This is a genomic window from Streptomyces cynarae, assembly GCF_025642135.1.
Classification (GTDB): domain Bacteria; phylum Actinomycetota; class Actinomycetes; order Streptomycetales; family Streptomycetaceae; genus Streptomyces; species Streptomyces cynarae.
Genome location: NZ_CP106793.1, coordinates 6,222,833 through 6,238,108, shown reverse-complemented (window position 1 = coordinate 6,238,108; position 15,276 = coordinate 6,222,833). Strand labels below are relative to the sequence as shown.

Below are 15,276 nucleotides of genomic sequence, written 5' to 3'. Positions count from 1 at the left end.
GAGGGGCCCGCCGTCCGTGGACGACGAGCCCCTCTGTCCGGACAGCGCAGGTCAGGCCGACCCGACGAAGATCACCATCAGCAGCCACACCACCGGTGCCGTCGGCAGCAAGGAGTCGAGGCGGTCCATGATGCCCCCGTGACCCGGCAGCAGCGTGCCCATGTCCTTGATGCCCAGGTCTCGTTTGATCATGGACTCGCCGAGGTCGCCGAGGGTGGCGCTGGCCGCGACCGCGAGCCCCAGCAGCAACCCCTGCCACCAGGAGCCGCCGTCGATCAGGAACTGCATGCACAGGGCGCCCGCCCCCATCGCGAAGGTGACCGCCCCCACGAGACCCTCGCGGGTCTTGCCGGGACTGATGCGCGGGGCCAGCTTGTGCCGGCCGAAGCGCCAGCCGACGGCGTACGCACCCGTGTCGCTGACGACCGTCAGGAGCAGGAAGGTCAGCACGCGCTGCGGGCCGTCGTGGGCCGTGAGCATCATGGCGACGAACGTGGCCAGGAACGGCACGTAGAAGGCTGCGAAGACGCCTGCCGTGACGTCCCGGAGGTAGCCGTCCGGCGGTTCCGTCATGCGCCACACCAGGGCCGCGAGCGCGGTCAGCGCCATCGCCACCCAGGCTCCCTCGGCGCCCCGCACATACCCGGCGACGACCATCGCCGCGCCGCCGACCGCGAGCGGCACCAGCGGCGCCTTGATGCCCTTGCGTTCCTCCAGCCGCTTCGTCAGCTCCCACAGGCCCACCACGACGGCCACCGCTACGACACCGACGAACACGGCCTTGACGATGAACAACGAGGCGACGATCACGACGCCGAGCCCGACGCCGACCCCTATGGCCGCACCCAGGTCACGGCCCGCACTCTTCTTCTGAGGTGCGGGTGCCGGCTGCGGGGCGTCGGGCATGGGCTCCGTATTCTGCGGCGCCACCCACGGGGACGGCACCTGCGGCGTCTCGTCGCGGAACAAGGGGCCGCGTCGACGGGCGGCGACCCCCCGGTCGTCATCCTGGTCTCCGCCGGGCGCGGGTACCTCGGGCACGATGGGCATGGGGCGAGTCTGCTGGGCGTCATGCGCATCGTACGCGGGACCCGCCGGGCCGACGCCCTGGCCAGGCCCCTGCTCGGTGGGCCCCCAGTACCCGGCCTGTGGCGGCGCCCCCCAGGAAGAGTCGTTCATCAGACCTCGAGGAGCTCCGCTTCCTTGTGCTTGAGCAGCTCGTCCACCTGCGCGACGTACTTCGCGGTGGTGTCGTCGAGCTCCTTCTCCGCACGGCGGCCCTCGTCCTCGCCGACCTCGCCGTCCTTGACGAGCTTGTCGATGGCGTCCTTCGCCTTGCGGCGCACGGAGCGGATCGAGACCTTGGCGTCCTCGCCCTTGCCCTTGGCGACCTTGATGTACTCGCGGCGCCGCTCCTCGGTGAGCTCGGGGAACACCACACGGATGATGTTGCCGTCATTGCTCGGGTTGACGCCCAGGTCGGAGTCGCGGATCGCCTGCTCGATGTTGCGCAGCGCGCTCTTGTCGAACGGCGTCACCACGGCCATACGCGGTTCCGGCACCGAGAACGAGGCCAGCTGGTTGATCGGCGTCGGTGCGCCGTAGTAGTCGGCCACGATCTTGTTGAACATCGCCGGGTGCGCACGACCGGTGCGGATCGCGGCGAAGTCCTCCTTGGCGACCACGACGGCCTTCTCCATCTTCTCCTCGGCCTCGAGGAGGGTCTCTTCGATCACCACTTGCTCCTGCGTGTCTTGAGTAGGCCCGGCAACGGTCCTCATCGGTCTGCGGCCGGCTGCGTCGCGTCTTCTTCCTGCACGGTTCCCGACCGGCAGGACATTGTCCATCCCCCGGTCAGGGTCCCTCGCCCGGACGGGGTTCACCCCCGACGGGTCTGCCTCCGGTCACTCCCGGCCGCCTTGGTCACCCACGAGTGTGCCGATCTTCTCACCCTTGACGGCCCGGGCGATATTGCCCTCCGCCAGCAACTCGAAGACGAGGATGGGCAGCTTGTTGTCCCGGCACAGCGTGATCGCGGTCATGTCGGCGACCTTCAGGTCGCGGGTGATGACCTCGCCGTAGCTGAGCGAGTCGAACTTGACGGCCTCGGGGTTGGTCTTGGGGTCGGAGTCGTAGACGCCGTCCACACCGTTCTTACCCATCAGCAGCGCCTCGGCGTCGATCTCGAGGGCGCGCTGGGCGGCGGTCGTGTCGGTGGAGAAGTACGGCATGCCCATACCGGCACCGAAGATGACCACGCGGCCCTTCTCCAGGTGACGCACGGCGCGCAGCGGGATGTAGGGCTCGGCGACCTGGCCCATGGTGATGGCGGTCTGCACGCGCGAGTCGATGCCCTCCTTCTCCAGGAAGTCCTGGAGGGCGAGGCAGTTCATGACCGTGCCCAGCATGCCCATGTAGTCGGAGCGGGCCCGGTCCATGCCTCGCTGCTGGAGTTCCGCGCCGCGGAAGAAGTTGCCGCCGCCGATGACGACGGCGATCTGGGATCCGTCGCGCACCACGGCGGCGATCTCCCGGGCGATGGCGTGCACCACGTCCGGGTCGACGCCCAGTCCGGTGCCGCCGGAGAACGCCTCTCCGGACAGCTTCAGCAGGAACCGGCCGCGAACTTTGCCGTCGTCGCTCTTCTCGGCCTTGGTGGTCATGGAGATCTCCTCGTGGTGCACATACGAAGAAGGCCATTGCCGGTGGGGCGTGTTTCGCATCCCATGCGCGGCAATGGCCTCCTCGTCAGATCTGCTGTCGTCCGCCACACGCGTGTGCGGGTCGGCCTACGCGAGTGCGCAGACGACTGCTTTCGACCCTACCGGGGTCGCGCGTCGATCGCGGTCCGGACTCAGATGCCGACCTTGATGCGCGTGAAGCGCTTCAGGGTGACACCGGCCTCTTCCAGGACCTTCTGGACGGACTTCTTGTTGTCCAGCGCGTAGGGCTGGCCGAGCAGCGTGGCGTCCTTGAAGAAGCCGTTGAGGCGACCCTCGACGATCTTCGGCAGGGCGGCCTCGGGCTTGCCCTCGGCGCGGGTGGTCTCCTCGGCGATGCGGCGCTCGGACTCCACGACCTCGGCCGGGACGTCCTCCTTGGAGAGGTACTTCGGCGCGAAGGCGGCGATGTGCTGGGCGACGCCCTTGGCGACCTCGGCGTTCGGCTTGTCGAGCTCGACGAGCACACCGATCTGGAACGGCAGGTCGGGCATCGTGCGGTGCATGTACGCCAACACGTAGCCGTCGGCGAACTGCGCGAAACGGTCGAGGACGATCTTCTCGCCGAGGTTGGCGTTGGCCTCGTCGACGAACGCCTGCACGGTCTTGCCGGGCTCGATCTCGGAGGCGAGCAGGGCCTCGAGGTCGGCCGGGGAGGTCTTGGCGACGTGCTCGGCGATCGCCTGGGCGACGGCCTGGAACTTCTCGCCCTTGGCGACGAAGTCGGTCTCGCACTTCAGCTCGACGAGGACACCGGAGGAGTTGTCGTCGGCGATGATGGAGACCACGGCGCCGTTCTCGGCGGAGCGGCCCTCGCGCTTGGCGACGCCCTTCTGGCCCTTGATGCGGAGCGCCTCGACGGCCTTGTCGACGTTGCCCTCGGCCTCGTCCAGCGCCTTCTTGCAGTCCATCATGCCGGCGCCGGTGAGCTCACGGAGCTTCTTGACGTCGGCGGCGGTGTAGTTCGCCATGATTCTGTGAATCTCTTCTCGGAGTTCGAAGTCTCGAAGCGGCAGCCGCCGACCCGGGGGCGGGCGGCCACCGAAGATCTACGGGCTACGTAGATCTGCTGCCGGTGAAGATCCGCCGATGCGGATCCGTCGGCCTGAAGCAGATCCAAGGGCTTGCGGATGAACGGCGGGTGGCGCACACGGCGCCGCCCGCCCTCACATCAGCCGAACGGCCCTGAAGTTCAGGCCTGCTCGCCCTCGGCAGCCGGAGCCTCGGCGGCCGGAGCCTCGGCAGCCGGAGCCTCGGCCGGCTTCTCGGCCTCGGCGGCGGGGGCCTCCTCGGCCTTCTTCTCGCCCTCGAGCAGGTCACGCTCCCACTCGGCGAGCGGCTCGCCGGCGGCCTTCTCGCCCTTGCCCTCGGCGGCCACGCCGGAACGGGCGATGAGGCCCTCGGCGACCGCGTCGGCGATCACACGGGTGAGCAGGGTGACGGAGCGGATCGCGTCGTCGTTGCCCGGGATCTTGTAGTCGACCTCGTCGGGGTCGCAGTTGGTGTCGAGGATGGCGACGACCGGGATGTTGAGCTTCCGGGCCTCACCGACCGCGATGTGCTCCTTCTTGGTGTCCACGATCCAGACGGCGCTCGGCACCTTCTGCATCTCGCGGATACCGCCGAGGGTCTTCTCCAGCTTGGCCTTCTCGCGGGAGAGGACGAGGAGCTCCTTCTTGGTCAGACCGGAGGACGCGACGTCCTCGAAGTCGATCTGCTCCAGCTCCTTCAGGCGCTGCAGACGCTTGTAGACGGTCGAGAAGTTGGTGAGCATGCCACCCAGCCAGCGCTGGTTGACGTACGGCATGCCGACGCGGGTGGCCTGCTCGGCGATGGCCTCCTGCGCCTGCTTCTTCGTGCCGACGAACATGACCGTGCCGCCGTGGGCGACGGTCTCCTTGACGAACTCGTAGGCGCGGTCGATGTACGACAGCGACTGGAGCAGGTCGATGATGTAGATGCCGTTGCGCTCGGTGAAGATGAAGCGCTTCATCTTCGGGTTCCAGCGACGGGTCTGGTGACCGAAGTGGACGCCGCTCTCCAGCAGCTCCCGCATCGTGACGACGGCCATGGCCGTTCTCCTTGTGTTTTCTCGGTTGTCCCTGACGCCCGCGTGCGCCGTGCCGCGAAGGACCGAGGAGGCGCTGACACCGGCCCCTGAGGGCCCGTTGTCGGGGCGTGCGAAGTCGACCCGGTGACCCGGATCGCCACAAGAAGTGTACGGGACCGCCGGGGCAGCGGGTGACGCCGCTGTCCACAACCGGGCAGTTGTCCACAGGTTCCGGCAGGCCCGGCCCGTCGTCCGGCACGGTACTCCCATGCGAACGAAACGATCTGTGCGGACATGGCCGACGGCACTGCTACTGGTCACGGCGGCGGTCCCGGCCTCGGCGGCGTGGGCGGGCGGCTGGCCTTCCGCGGCGGTGCCGACGCCGCCCGCGGACCGTCGACAGCGGTGCCTGCGGCGGCCCGGGGACCCTCGCCGGGCGCGCCCGCGCCGGACCCCGGCGGTTCGGTGCCGACCGTGGGCCGGCTGTGGCCGGTGGGTGTGCGCCCCACGGTGGTACGGGGCTGGGAACCCCCGGCGACTCCGTACGGCCCGGGCCACCGCGGCGTGGACCTCGCGGCAGCCGCGGGCGATCCGGTACGGACGGTCGCCGCCGGCCGGGTGACGTTCGCGGGCCGGGTGGCGGGACGGGGCGTGGTCTCGGTCGACCTGACGGGCACCGGCGACCCACCCCTGCGCACGACGTACGAGCCGGTGCGCGCGTCGGTACGGGAAGGGGACGAGGTGGCCCCGGGCGACGTCCTGGGCGTGCTGGAACCGTCGACGGCCCACTGCCCGGGCCCCTGCCTGCACTGGGGCCTGCGCCGAGGGGACACGTACCTGGACCCGCTGTCGCTCCTGCCACCGTGGCTCCTGCGCGCGGGGCCGTCTCGGTTGCTGCCTGTGGAGGGGGTGCCTGTGCCGGAATCGGTGCCTGTGCCGGAATCCGTGTCTGTGTCGGTGCCGTAGGCGGGGCTGTGGGCGGGGGCTTGGGAGGTGGGGGTGGGCGGGGGGGGGGGGGGGGAGGGGGAGGGGAGGGGGAGGGCCCCAAGAGGTGAAATTCAGCCCCGAACGCCGCGCAGCGCCATCGCCACCGCAACCTCCGTGATCGCCGCCGGATCCTCCGCCGCGCCCAGTTCGATCCGCCGTACCGCCGCGTCGACCACACCTTGGAGCAGCATCGCGGCCAGTCGGGGTTCGCGGTGGCCCATGTCGCGCAGGGCTTCGACGATCATCGCGACGAGCCCGCCGTGCGCCGCCCTGATCCTCTCGCGGGCTCCGGCGTCGAGTTCGCTGGCCGAGATGGCCACCACGGCCCGGTGCCGCCGGTCCCCCACGAGCGCGAGCTGCCGTCGTACGTACGCTTCGATCTTGGCCTCGGGGCCTTCAGCCGACGCCATCGCGGCCTCGACCTCCGCGGCCCATACGGGGAAGTCGACCGCGCAGAGTTCCTCGACGACGGCCGCGCGGGAGCGGAAGTACTCGTAGACGGAGGAGCGGGCGAGGCCCGTGCGCTCGGCGAGGGCCGGGAAGGTCAGTGCCTCCGTGCCTCCCTCGGACAGCAGGGACCGTGCCGCGTCCAGCAGGGCGGCTCGCTGCATCGACCGGTGCTCGGCCACGGAGGCCGCTCGAATCCTTGGCACGTCCCCCACTGTACGGACGGACCGTCGGCGACGGCAGTCACTCGGGTCACACGCGCCGTTGACGGGTTCGCGCCTCAGCGGCCGAAGGCGGCCAGCTTGGCGCGCAGCTGCAGGACCGACTTCGTGTGGATCTGGCTCACCCGGCTCTCGGTCACGCCGAGCACGTTGCCGATCTCGGCGAGGGTGAGCCCCTCGTAGTAGTAGAGCGTGACCACGGTCTTCTCCCGCTCGGGCAGCGTGTTGATGGCTCGGGCCAGGAATCTCCGCAGTTCCCGGTCCTCGGCCACCTCGACCGGGTTGTCGGCGGCGGTGTCCTCCAGCGTGTCCATGAAGCTCAGCCCGTCGCCGTCCTCACCGCCCACGTGCAGCAGTTCCTCCAGGGCCACCACGTTCGCGAGTGACAACTGGCTGAAGACGGCATGGAGCTCTTCCACGCCGATGCCCATCTCCGCGGCCACCTCCGCCTCGGTCGGGGTCCGCCTCAGGCGCGCCTCCAGGGTCGCGTACGCCCGCTCCACGCTGCGTGCCTTCTGCCGTACCGATCGTGGGATCCAGTCCAGCGCCCGCAGTTCGTCGATCATGGCGCCCCGGATCCGGGTGATCGCGTACGTCTCGAACTTGATCTCCCGGTCGATGTCGAACTTCTCGATCGCGTCGATCAGCCCGAAGACCCCCGATGACACGAAGTCGGCCTGGTCCACGTTGGCCGGCAGGCCCACGCTCACCCGGCCGGCCACGTACTTCACCAGCGGTGAGTAGTGCAGGATCAGCTGCTCCCGCAACCGCTCGTCCCCCGTCTCCTTGTACGACCGCCACAACTCGTCGAGTGTCGAGGGAGCGGGCGGGCGCACGCTGCCGCCGTCACGGGCGGCTGGGGGATGCGCCGCCCGGTCGGACCCGGAGGTGTGCTGGGGCATTCGTTGCCTTGTGCCGTTCTGCCGTGAACTGGTGATGCCTGGGTGGGCTGTCGGTCTGGTGTCGAGATGGCCTGTCTGAGTCGGAACCTCGTGAGCGTAGCGTGACTGTGGTGTCGCAGTGTGCGAAGGGCAACGGATCACCCGTGCGCGAACGGGCCGTGTGGGGCGGTTGCCGCGGGTGCCGTGGTAGCCCCCTGTGATCGCCGGAAAGGGTCAACTGCGGGAAACGCCAAGGCTGTCGGGGGTCGCCCGGACGGCCGACACACGCTCGGTCAGCATCAGAGGTGATCTTGTCGACCGGCTGTGATGGCCTGGCGTGTCAACTTCCAGCCATCGCCGTGTCGTTCGACGAATCCAAGTGATCGGAGTTCGTACAGTCTCCCGATCGCGTCGTCCTGGGTCGTCAGAGCGCCGCGGGCGATCTCGGCCGCGGACGCGGTGCCGCGTGCGGGCAGGGCGGCCAGGATCCGTCGGGCGGCGGGTTCCAGCAGGTCGCGGGGCAGGACGGGGCCCCGTCGGTCCGGGGCCAGTGCCCCCATGTCACCGACCAGTTCCACGACGTCGGCTGCGTCGGTGACGAGTAGGGCTTCGCCGCGCAGCAGTTCGTGCACTCCGGCCGAGAGTCCGCTGGTGACGGGGCCGGGGACGCCCATGACGAAGCGGCCGAGCCGCCCGGCGGCACGCGCGGTGACCAGGGAGCCGCTGCGGTGGGCGGCCTCGACGACGACGGTGCCGCGGGTGAGTGCGGCGATGACCCGATTGCGGACGATGAACCGGCTCGGTGTCGGGTGTTCCCCGGGCGGCAGTTCCCCCACGACCAGCCCCTGGTCCGCGATCCTGCCGATCAGGCGGCTGTGTCCGCGTGGGTAGGGGCGGTCGACGCCGCAGGCGAGGACGGCGACGGTGGCGCCGCCGGCCCCGAGGGCGCCCCGGTGGGCGGCGCCGTCGACGCCGTAGGCGCCCCCGACACGACGACCCAGCCGCGTTCGGCGAGGTCGGCGGCGAGGGTGCCCGCGATGTGTGCGCCGTACTCGGTGCAGGCCCGTGCGCCGACGAGCGCGACGGACTTCAGGGCCCACATCCGCAGACTGGGGCCCCCTCGCACCCACAGCCCGATGGGGCGGCCGTCTCCGAGGTCGTCGAGCTGGGCCGGCCACTCGGCCGTCCCGGGGCACACGAATCTCATGCCGGCGTCTCGGGCGGCGGCCCAGTCCCGTTCCGGTTCGGCTCGTGCGGCGCGCGCGAGCAGTCCTGCCCATCGTTTGTCCGTGACTCCTGGCAGCCGCCTGCCGCCTTCGCGCAGTCGTCGGGCCAGCTCTTCGGGGCCGCGTTCCCGCAGCCAGCGGCCGGCCACCTCGTCTCCGGGTTCGATGATCCGGGTGAGGAGGATCCGGGCGAGGGATGCGGCGTCGAGGGTGTTGTCCTCGTTCATGCCGATGCTCCGATCGTCATCGGCACGCCCCGCGGAATGCCGGTGCGCAGTTGCAGGGCCAGGGCGACGTCGGTGGCGTTGGGCCGGTCGTGGCCCACGAGGTCGGCGATCGTCCAGGCCACGCGGAGCACGCGGTCGAGTCCCCGGGCGGTGAGCACGCCCCGTTCGAGGTTGCGCTCGGCTTCGTCCATGGCGCCGGGCGCGGCGTGCCAGCGGCTGCGGAGTTCGCGTCCCGGCACTTCGCTGTTGGTCCGCCAGGGGGTGTCCGCCAGGTGTGTCGCCGCTCGCTGTCTGGCGGCGTGGACCCGGTCGGCGACGGTCGCCGTGGTCTCGCCCCGGGCTCCGCGGTCGGTGAGTTCGGCCCGGGTGACGGGGTCGACCTCGACGCGCAGGTCGACCCGGTCGAGGAGGGGGCCGGAGAGCCTGGCCTGGTAGCGGCGGATCGCCGAGGGCGGGCATTCGCAGTGGGTGTCGCGCTGGGAGAAGCGTCCGCAGGGGCAGGGGTTGGCGGCGAGCACCATGAGGAACTTCGCGGGGAACCGTACGACGCCGGCGCTGCGGGCGATCACGACGTGCCCGGACTCCAGGGGTTGTCGCAGGGCGTCCAGGGCGTGGCTGCTGAACTCGGGGGTTTCGTCCAGGAAGAGGACCCCTCGGTGGGAGAGTGACACGGCGCCGGGCCGGGCGACGCCGGGGCCGCCTCCGACGAGGGCCTGCATGGTGGCCGAGTGGTGCGGGGCGCAGTAGGGGGCGATGTCGATCAGGGGTTTGCCGGGTGGGAGCAGGCCGGCCACGGAGTGCACCGCTGTGACTTCCAGTGATTCCTGCCTGCTGAGCCTGGGCAGGATGGCGGGCAGCCGTTCGGCGAGCATGGTCTTGCCGGCGCCGGGCGGGCCTTCGAGGAAGAGGTGGTGGCCGCCGGCCGCGGCCACCTCGACCGCGGTGCGCGCCGAGTTCTGGCCCACGACGTCGGCGAGGTCGTGGCCGGTGTCGTGCTGTGCGGCGCCCACGCTGTGCATGCCGGTGGCGGCTCCGGTGCCCGGGACGCGCAGGCCGGCGAGGAGGGGATCGGGGCGGCCCTGCTCGTCGTGCTCCTCGTCGGGTACGGGTTCGTCGGTGAGGACGGCGATGAGTTGCCGCAGGCTGCGGACGCCGAGTACGGACACGCCGGGTACCAGTGAGGCTTCGGCGGCGGCGCATTCCGGTACGACCACCTGTTCGTAGCCCGCGTCCGCGGCGGCCAGGACCGCGGGCAGGATGCCGCGAACCGGCCGGACCCGTCCGTCCAGGCCGAGTTCGCCGATCATGACGATGTCGGCGAGCACCCTGGGGTCGATGCGTTCGGCGGCGCCGAGCACCGCGCAGGCGACGGCGAGGTCGAATCCGCTGCCGGCCTTGGGCACGGAGGCGGGGCTGAGTCCGACGGTGAGCTTTTTCTGGGGCCATTCGCCGCCCGAGTTGACCACGGCGGCCCGGACGCGGTCCCGGCTCTCCGTGAGGCTCTTGTCGGGCAGGCCGACGAGGGTGAATGCCGCGACGCCCGGTTCGAGGTCGGCCTGGACCTCGACGACCACGCCTTCGACGCCGACCAGTGCCACGGAGCATGTGCGTGCGAAGCCCATGTCAGGCCACCCCTCGCGCATGCTGGACGGCGGGTGCGCCGCGCTGCGGGAGCAGGACGCCGATGAGGTCGATGCGGACGCCTCCCGGTGGGGCGCCGCCGTGGGCCTGGATCCAGCGTTCGGCGAGGTCGCGCAGCCGCTGCGCCTTCTGGGGGGTGACGGCGGCCATCGGGTGCTCGAAGGAGCCGCCCCTGCGGGTCTTCACCTCGCAGACGACCAGGACGTCGCCGTCCCTGGCCACGATGTCGATCTCGCCGCTTCTGCCGTCGCGCCAGTTGCGCTGCAGGATGGTCATCCCGGCGGCCGTGAGGCGCCGGGCGGCCACGTTTTCTCCGTACCGGCCGAGTGCGTTGCGTGCCTGGTGTGTGTTCATGTCGGCACCACCTCCGGCGCCAACCGTCACGCATCGGGCTCCACCGGATGGATCTTGGTGGATTACTCGGCGGTTGTGGAGAACTCCGTCACCCACACGGGTGTGTCACGGGCGTGTTGCTCAGCCGCCCGGCAGTTCCAGGTCGCTCTTGTTCAGCTCCTCGATGTTCACGTCCTTGAATGTGAGGACGCGTACCTGCTTCACGAAGCGGGCGGGGCGGTACATGTCCCACACCCAGGCGTCCGCCATGGACACCTCGAAGAACACCTCGCCCTGGACCGAGTGCACCTGCATCTCGTAGTCGTTGGTGAGGTAGAAGCGCCGTTCGGTCTCGATCACGTATTTGAACAGACCGACGACATCGCGGTACTCCCGGTAGAGCTTGAGCTCCATCTCGGTCTCGTACTTCTCGAGGTCCTCGGCGCTCATGGCATGTTCCCCTTCAGCCGTGCGATCCCCCCATTGTGCGCCACTCCTGTGAGGCCCTAGACGATTTCCGTGTCCAGGGTCACAGGTTCGGCGGGAGGACCTTCGTCGAGCAGTGTGCGCAGCAGCTCGGCGAGTCTCTTCGGATACACCGTCTCATGTGCCGCGGCCAGTTCCCCGCACGTCCACCACCGTGCTCCCACGACGCTGCGCTTTTCCAGTTCCGTGAGGTTCGGCGCGGCCGTGGCCGTCTGGGTGGTACGGGCGAGGTAGTACCACTCGTCCTGGTCCCAGCGGCGGCCCGCGAACGGGAACGAGCACCTGCGCCGCCACAGTACGGGGCCCAAATCGACCTGCGTGATACCGGTCTCCTCGGCCACTTCCCGCAGCGCGGCCTGCTCGCGCGTCTCGTCGCCCTCGACACCGCCGCCGGGGGTGAACCACCAGTCGTCCGCGGGGTCCTCCGGCTCGTGGCCGTGCAGCAGCAGGATGCGGTCGTCGGGGTCGAGCAGCACCACCCGGGCCACCTTGCGCGGCCCGTCGGCGCCCGGCTCGTCGGGCGAGGCGGGCGCGGGCGAGGATGCCTCAGCGGGCACGGGCGGCTCCGTCCGCACCGCGGTGCCGCGCCCCGTCGCGCGAGCCCCGCGATCGGCCCGTAGGCCGCGCCTCCCAGTACCAGGACCGCGCCCGCCACGATCACGCCGAGGATCAGCCGCAGCGGCCCGGGCGACGAGAGGGCGCCCAGTGCCTCGAAGCCCGTCGGGCGGGCCAGCATGCCGTTCATCGGCCACACCACGGCGTCCACACGGGCGTCCACCGCGTTGCGCGGCACCGTGCCGTTGAAGGCCTCAGTGAGGTGGGCGGAGGAGTCCAGGGAGCCGCTGCGCTCGTCGCCGAGCACGAACAGCCGGTCCTTGGGGACCGTGATCGTGGGGATCGTCTTGTACTCGGCGGGCTCGCCCTTGGTGAGGTAGGACTCGTCGATCTGCTTGCCGTTGACGGTCAGCTTGCCGTCGGTGCAGCAGCCGACGGTGTCGCCGCCGACCGCCACGACCCGCTTGACCAGCGGCATGTTGCCCCAGGCCGTCTGGCGGAAGATGACGACGTCGCCGCGCTTGACGTCGGCGCCGTCGACGCGCTGTGCGAGGACCCGGTCACCGGCGGCGATGGTGGGCGACATGGAGCTGGTGGGCACGGTGTAGGGCTGGTAGACGATCGCGCCCCAGACGAACCCACCGAGGAAGAGCACACAGCCGAGGGCCACGGCCAGCCCCGACAGCCTGCTGCCGAGCCGTCCGCGGCCCTTGTCCGCACGACCAGTCCCGCTCATTCCCACAGCTCCCAGGTCGGAGAATCGATCCCGCGGCCACAGCCGGGCCGCGGAAGATCGGCGATCTGGGACGGCACCCTACCCGGCGGTACCGCTGCCGGAAACCCGCGGGTTTCCCTCGGTAAGGCGTGCGGTGAGGCGGCGCCTGCGCCACATCACCAGCGGCACGGCGCCGATCAGGCCGAGGGCCGAGGGGGCCACCGTGTTCAGGCCCTGGTCGAAGGTGTCCGGGATCGGCAGCGTGTCCCAGCGGGTGGGCGGCCAGGCGATCACGATGGCGCGGCCCACGACGTTCCCCACCGGCACGAAGCCCCGGTACTTGTCCTGCTGGTGGTAGCGGGAGTCGAGCGAGTTCTGCCGGTGGTCGCCCATGACCCAGATTTTGCCCGGGGGAACCGTGACCTTGAACTGGCCGCCCTGGTCGTCGACGCTGCACGGGGTGTTGCCCGGGTACACGTACGGCTCGTTGAGCGGCTTGCCGTTGACGAGCAGCGGGCCGGTGTTCTTGCACTCGATGGTGTCGCCGGCGACGCCGATGACCCGCTTGATGAGGTCCTTCTCCTCGGCGGACGGCATCAGGCCGATCCAGCTCAGCGCCGTCTGCAGGGCGTTCGGCGTGCTGGTGGGCTCGCCCGCCAGCCAGTTGTCCGGGTCGTGGAAGACCACGACCTCGCCGCGCGAGGGCTTGGAGCCGAACCACGGGGTCAGCTTGTCGACGAGGACGCGGTCGCCCTGCTGGAGGGTGTTCTGCATCGAGTCCGAGGGGATCGAGAACGCCTGCACCAGGAACGTCTTGATCAGCAGCGCGAGCACCAGCGCGATGCCGATGAGGAGCGGGAGCTCCTTCCAGAAGGAGCGCTGCTTCTTGGGGTCGCCGCCCTGTCCGCCGCTCTCCTGCGCGCCCTGCGCCGGGGAGTCACTCCCGGTGCCGGCGTGCTCTTCCGCGGCCGGGGCAGCCGCCTCGTCGGGTCGCTCCGGCCTCTCCTCGGGACCCTCGTGTCCGGACCGTGCGCCGACCGCCAAATCCCCCACATCCACTCCTCACTCCGTACCGCCGCCGGCGCCCCTGTCGACGCAGGCCCACCACTCCCATAACGAGCGGGAGTTCCGCAGGGCTCGGGAGGGGGATCAATCCGTATCGATCCGCGGAGGCCACCCTATGCGACGGACCTGGTGCGCCGACCGCACCGCCCGGCACCGACGCGTAAGTGTCCGGCTCCTTCAATCGGGTCCAGTGCCCAATGGGCCAGGCGATAACCATGGCGCGGCCCACGACGGACTCCTCCGAGACAGTACCGCCGTACGGCTCGTTGCGGTGGTAGCGGGAGTCGGCCGAGTTGGCCCGGTGGTCGCCCATCACCCACAGACGACCCGGTGGCACGGTCTCCGAGAACGAGAAATCAGAAGGTTTGTTCCCCGGGTGAATGTACGGCTCGTTCAGCGGCACGCCGTTGACCGTGACCCGCCCTTGCGTGTCGCAGCACTGGACGGTGTCTCCGCCGACCGCGACGACCCGCTTGATGAGGTCCTTGTCGTTGTCGGACGGCAGCAGGCCGATCCAGGTGAGCCCTTCCTTGACCTGCTTGACGACGATGGGGTCGTGCTTCTGGGGCGTCTTCTCGCCCGCGAGCCAGTCGCCGGGGTCCCGGAAGACGACGACGTCCCCGCGCTGCGGCTTGGAGCCGAACCACGGGGTCAGCTTGTCGACGAGGACACGGTCGCCGATCTGGATCGTGTTCTCCATGGAGCCCGACGGGATGACGAACGCCTGCACGAGGAAGGTCTTCAGAACGAGCGCTATGAGGACGGCGACACCGACCAGGAGCGGTATCTCCTTGACGGCGGAACGCCTCCTCTTGCGCTTCACCTTGCGCTGGAGCTTGCGCCGCTCGGCACGGCTGCGTCCGGTGGGGGCCGAGCCGGCGGCGCGTCGCGCGCCGGTGGGCAGCAGGTTCTGCGTGGCGGTGTCGGACGGCGCACCGCGCGGTTTGCCGCGGTTACCCATGCGCACCGCCCGCTGTCTGCGGCGGGTTCGTCTCCGGGACGCTCGCGCCGGGCGCGGGCACGCGCGCGTAGGCCCCGGGGCGGGTGATGTGCCTGAAGTGCGCGGAGGGCCAGATCACCCAGTCGGCCCGGCCGATCACGGCGTTGACGGGGACCATGCCGCCGCCAGGCGAGCCGAGGTGGTCCCGGGAGTCGCTGGAGTCCCTGCGGTGGTCGCCGAGGACGAAGAGCGTGCCTTCGGGCACGACGATGTCGAAGGGGACGTCGGACGGGCTGTTGCCGGGGTACAGAAACGACGACTCGTCGACCGACCGGCCGTTCACCTCGAGCCTCCCCTCCTTGTCGCAGCAGACCACGTGGTCTCCCCCTACACCCACTACCCGTTTGACGTAGTCGGCGTTCCCGAAATACCCGGTGCCGTCGAACACGACGACATCTCCCCGCTGCGGCTCGGATCCGAAACGGTACGCCAACTTATCTACGAGAACGCGGTCCCCGATCCTCAATCCGCGCTCCATCGAACCGCTCGGTATGTCGAACGGCTGCATCACAAACGTGCCGAGGGTGAGGAGGAACAGCAGGCAGACCAGCACGGTGAGGGTGATCCGGCCACCGGGCAGCCGGCCGGCGACACGGGACACCAACGCGGAGCGCGACCGCTCCTCCGGCCCCCCTGTGTCCGAGGTCTCCTCGGACTTGGCGGGGTGGGAGGAGCGGTCGCGCTCCGCATGCTGTGCTTCGGTGTCCATCGGGGCCAGATGC

General features: G+C 70.2%; 15 protein-coding genes and 2 pseudogenes. 1 reads left to right on the top strand and 16 read right to left on the bottom strand.

Annotated elements, in window-relative coordinates; all coding sequences use genetic code 11:
• Nucleotides 1-51: 51 nt before the first annotated feature.
• The 5 genes from N8I84_RS28435 to rpsB all read right to left on the bottom strand — a co-directional run bounded on the left by N8I84_RS28435 (nt 52) and on the right by rpsB (nt 4,791).
• Nucleotides 52-1,179: a phosphatidate cytidylyltransferase gene (locus N8I84_RS28435; protein WP_263232290.1), complete on the bottom strand. Its 1,128-nt coding sequence runs from the start codon at nt 1,177-1,179 to the stop codon at nt 52-54.
• Entirely contained in the window at nt 1,179-1,736 is a 558-nt protein-coding gene (gene frr, locus N8I84_RS28430) for a ribosome recycling factor (protein ID WP_044388432.1), read from the bottom strand. Before frr ends, N8I84_RS28435 begins: the two co-directional genes overlap by 1 nt.
• Before the next feature lie 168 nt (nt 1,737-1,904).
• Entirely contained in the window at nt 1,905-2,663 is a 759-nt protein-coding gene (gene pyrH, locus N8I84_RS28425) for a UMP kinase (RefSeq protein WP_103839950.1), read from the bottom strand.
• A 191-nt stretch (nt 2,664-2,854) separates the two neighbouring features.
• On the bottom strand, nt 2,855-3,691 hold the full coding sequence (gene tsf / locus N8I84_RS28420) for a translation elongation factor Ts (RefSeq protein ID WP_263232289.1): 837 nt from the start codon (nt 3,689-3,691) through the stop codon (nt 2,855-2,857).
• A gap of 221 nt (nt 3,692-3,912) precedes the next feature.
• Nucleotides 3,913-4,791, bottom strand: coding sequence for a 30S ribosomal protein S2 (rpsB, locus tag N8I84_RS28415; protein WP_263232288.1), 879 nt, complete (start codon nt 4,789-4,791; stop codon nt 3,913-3,915).
• Between the two features lie 273 nt (nt 4,792-5,064).
• On the opposite strand from rpsB, the gene N8I84_RS28410 reads away from it, so the two are divergent.
• Complete coding sequence (locus N8I84_RS28410) at nt 5,065-5,736, top strand: murein hydrolase activator EnvC family protein (protein WP_263232287.1); 672 nt, start codon at nt 5,065-5,067, stop codon at nt 5,734-5,736.
• A 92-nt stretch (nt 5,737-5,828) separates the two neighbouring features.
• Here N8I84_RS28410 and N8I84_RS28405 read toward each other — a convergent pair whose 3' ends face one another.
• The 11 genes and pseudogenes from N8I84_RS28405 to lepB (N8I84_RS28355) all read right to left on the bottom strand — a co-directional run bounded on the left by N8I84_RS28405 (nt 5,829) and on the right by lepB (N8I84_RS28355) (nt 15,263).
• Nucleotides 5,829-6,386: a TetR/AcrR family transcriptional regulator gene (locus N8I84_RS28405; protein WP_263234915.1), complete on the bottom strand. Its 558-nt coding sequence runs from the start codon at nt 6,384-6,386 to the stop codon at nt 5,829-5,831.
• Between the two features lie 98 nt (nt 6,387-6,484).
• Nucleotides 6,485-7,327: an RNA polymerase sigma factor WhiG gene (gene whiG / locus N8I84_RS28400; RefSeq protein WP_200422628.1), complete on the bottom strand. Its 843-nt coding sequence runs from the start codon at nt 7,325-7,327 to the stop codon at nt 6,485-6,487.
• 278 nt (nt 7,328-7,605) lie between these two features.
• Nucleotides 7,606-8,759: pseudogene (dprA, locus tag N8I84_RS28395) on the bottom strand (DNA-processing protein DprA).
• Nucleotides 8,756-10,381 carry a YifB family Mg chelatase-like AAA ATPase gene (locus N8I84_RS28390; protein ID WP_263232286.1) on the bottom strand — a complete coding sequence of 542 codons (1,626 nt, stop codon included), beginning with the start codon at nt 10,379-10,381 and terminating at the stop codon, nt 8,756-8,758. The pseudogene dprA and the gene N8I84_RS28390 overlap by 4 nt, the downstream one beginning before the upstream one ends.
• A gap of 1 nt (nt 10,382) precedes the next feature.
• The gene (locus tag N8I84_RS28385) at nt 10,383-10,784 is read right to left on the bottom strand and encodes a YraN family protein (protein WP_200422625.1); all 402 of its coding nucleotides are present in this window, start codon (nt 10,782-10,784) and stop codon (nt 10,383-10,385) included.
• 90 nt (nt 10,785-10,874) lie between these two features.
• Nucleotides 10,875-11,183: a DUF2469 domain-containing protein gene (locus tag N8I84_RS28380; protein WP_003965949.1), complete on the bottom strand. Its 309-nt coding sequence runs from the start codon at nt 11,181-11,183 to the stop codon at nt 10,875-10,877.
• A gap of 56 nt (nt 11,184-11,239) precedes the next feature.
• Nucleotides 11,240-11,776: an NUDIX hydrolase gene (locus tag N8I84_RS28375; protein ID WP_390898953.1), complete on the bottom strand. Its 537-nt coding sequence runs from the start codon at nt 11,774-11,776 to the stop codon at nt 11,240-11,242.
• Between the two features lie 11 nt (nt 11,777-11,787).
• Nucleotides 11,788-12,510: pseudogene (lepB, locus tag N8I84_RS28370) on the bottom strand (signal peptidase I); the annotation flags it as partial.
• 78 nt (nt 12,511-12,588) lie between these two features.
• Nucleotides 12,589-13,542, bottom strand: a complete 954-nt coding sequence (gene lepB, locus N8I84_RS28365; protein WP_263232285.1) for a signal peptidase I — start codon at nt 13,540-13,542, stop codon at nt 12,589-12,591.
• Entirely contained in the window at nt 13,427-14,515 is a 1,089-nt protein-coding gene (gene lepB, locus N8I84_RS28360) for a signal peptidase I (RefSeq protein ID WP_263234913.1), read from the bottom strand. The genes lepB (N8I84_RS28365) and lepB (N8I84_RS28360) overlap by 116 nt, the downstream gene beginning before the upstream one ends.
• Nucleotides 14,508-15,263: a signal peptidase I gene (gene lepB / locus N8I84_RS28355; RefSeq protein WP_263232284.1), complete on the bottom strand. Its 756-nt coding sequence runs from the start codon at nt 15,261-15,263 to the stop codon at nt 14,508-14,510. The genes lepB (N8I84_RS28360) and lepB (N8I84_RS28355) overlap by 8 nt, the downstream gene beginning before the upstream one ends.
• Nucleotides 15,264-15,276 lie beyond the last annotated feature (13 nt).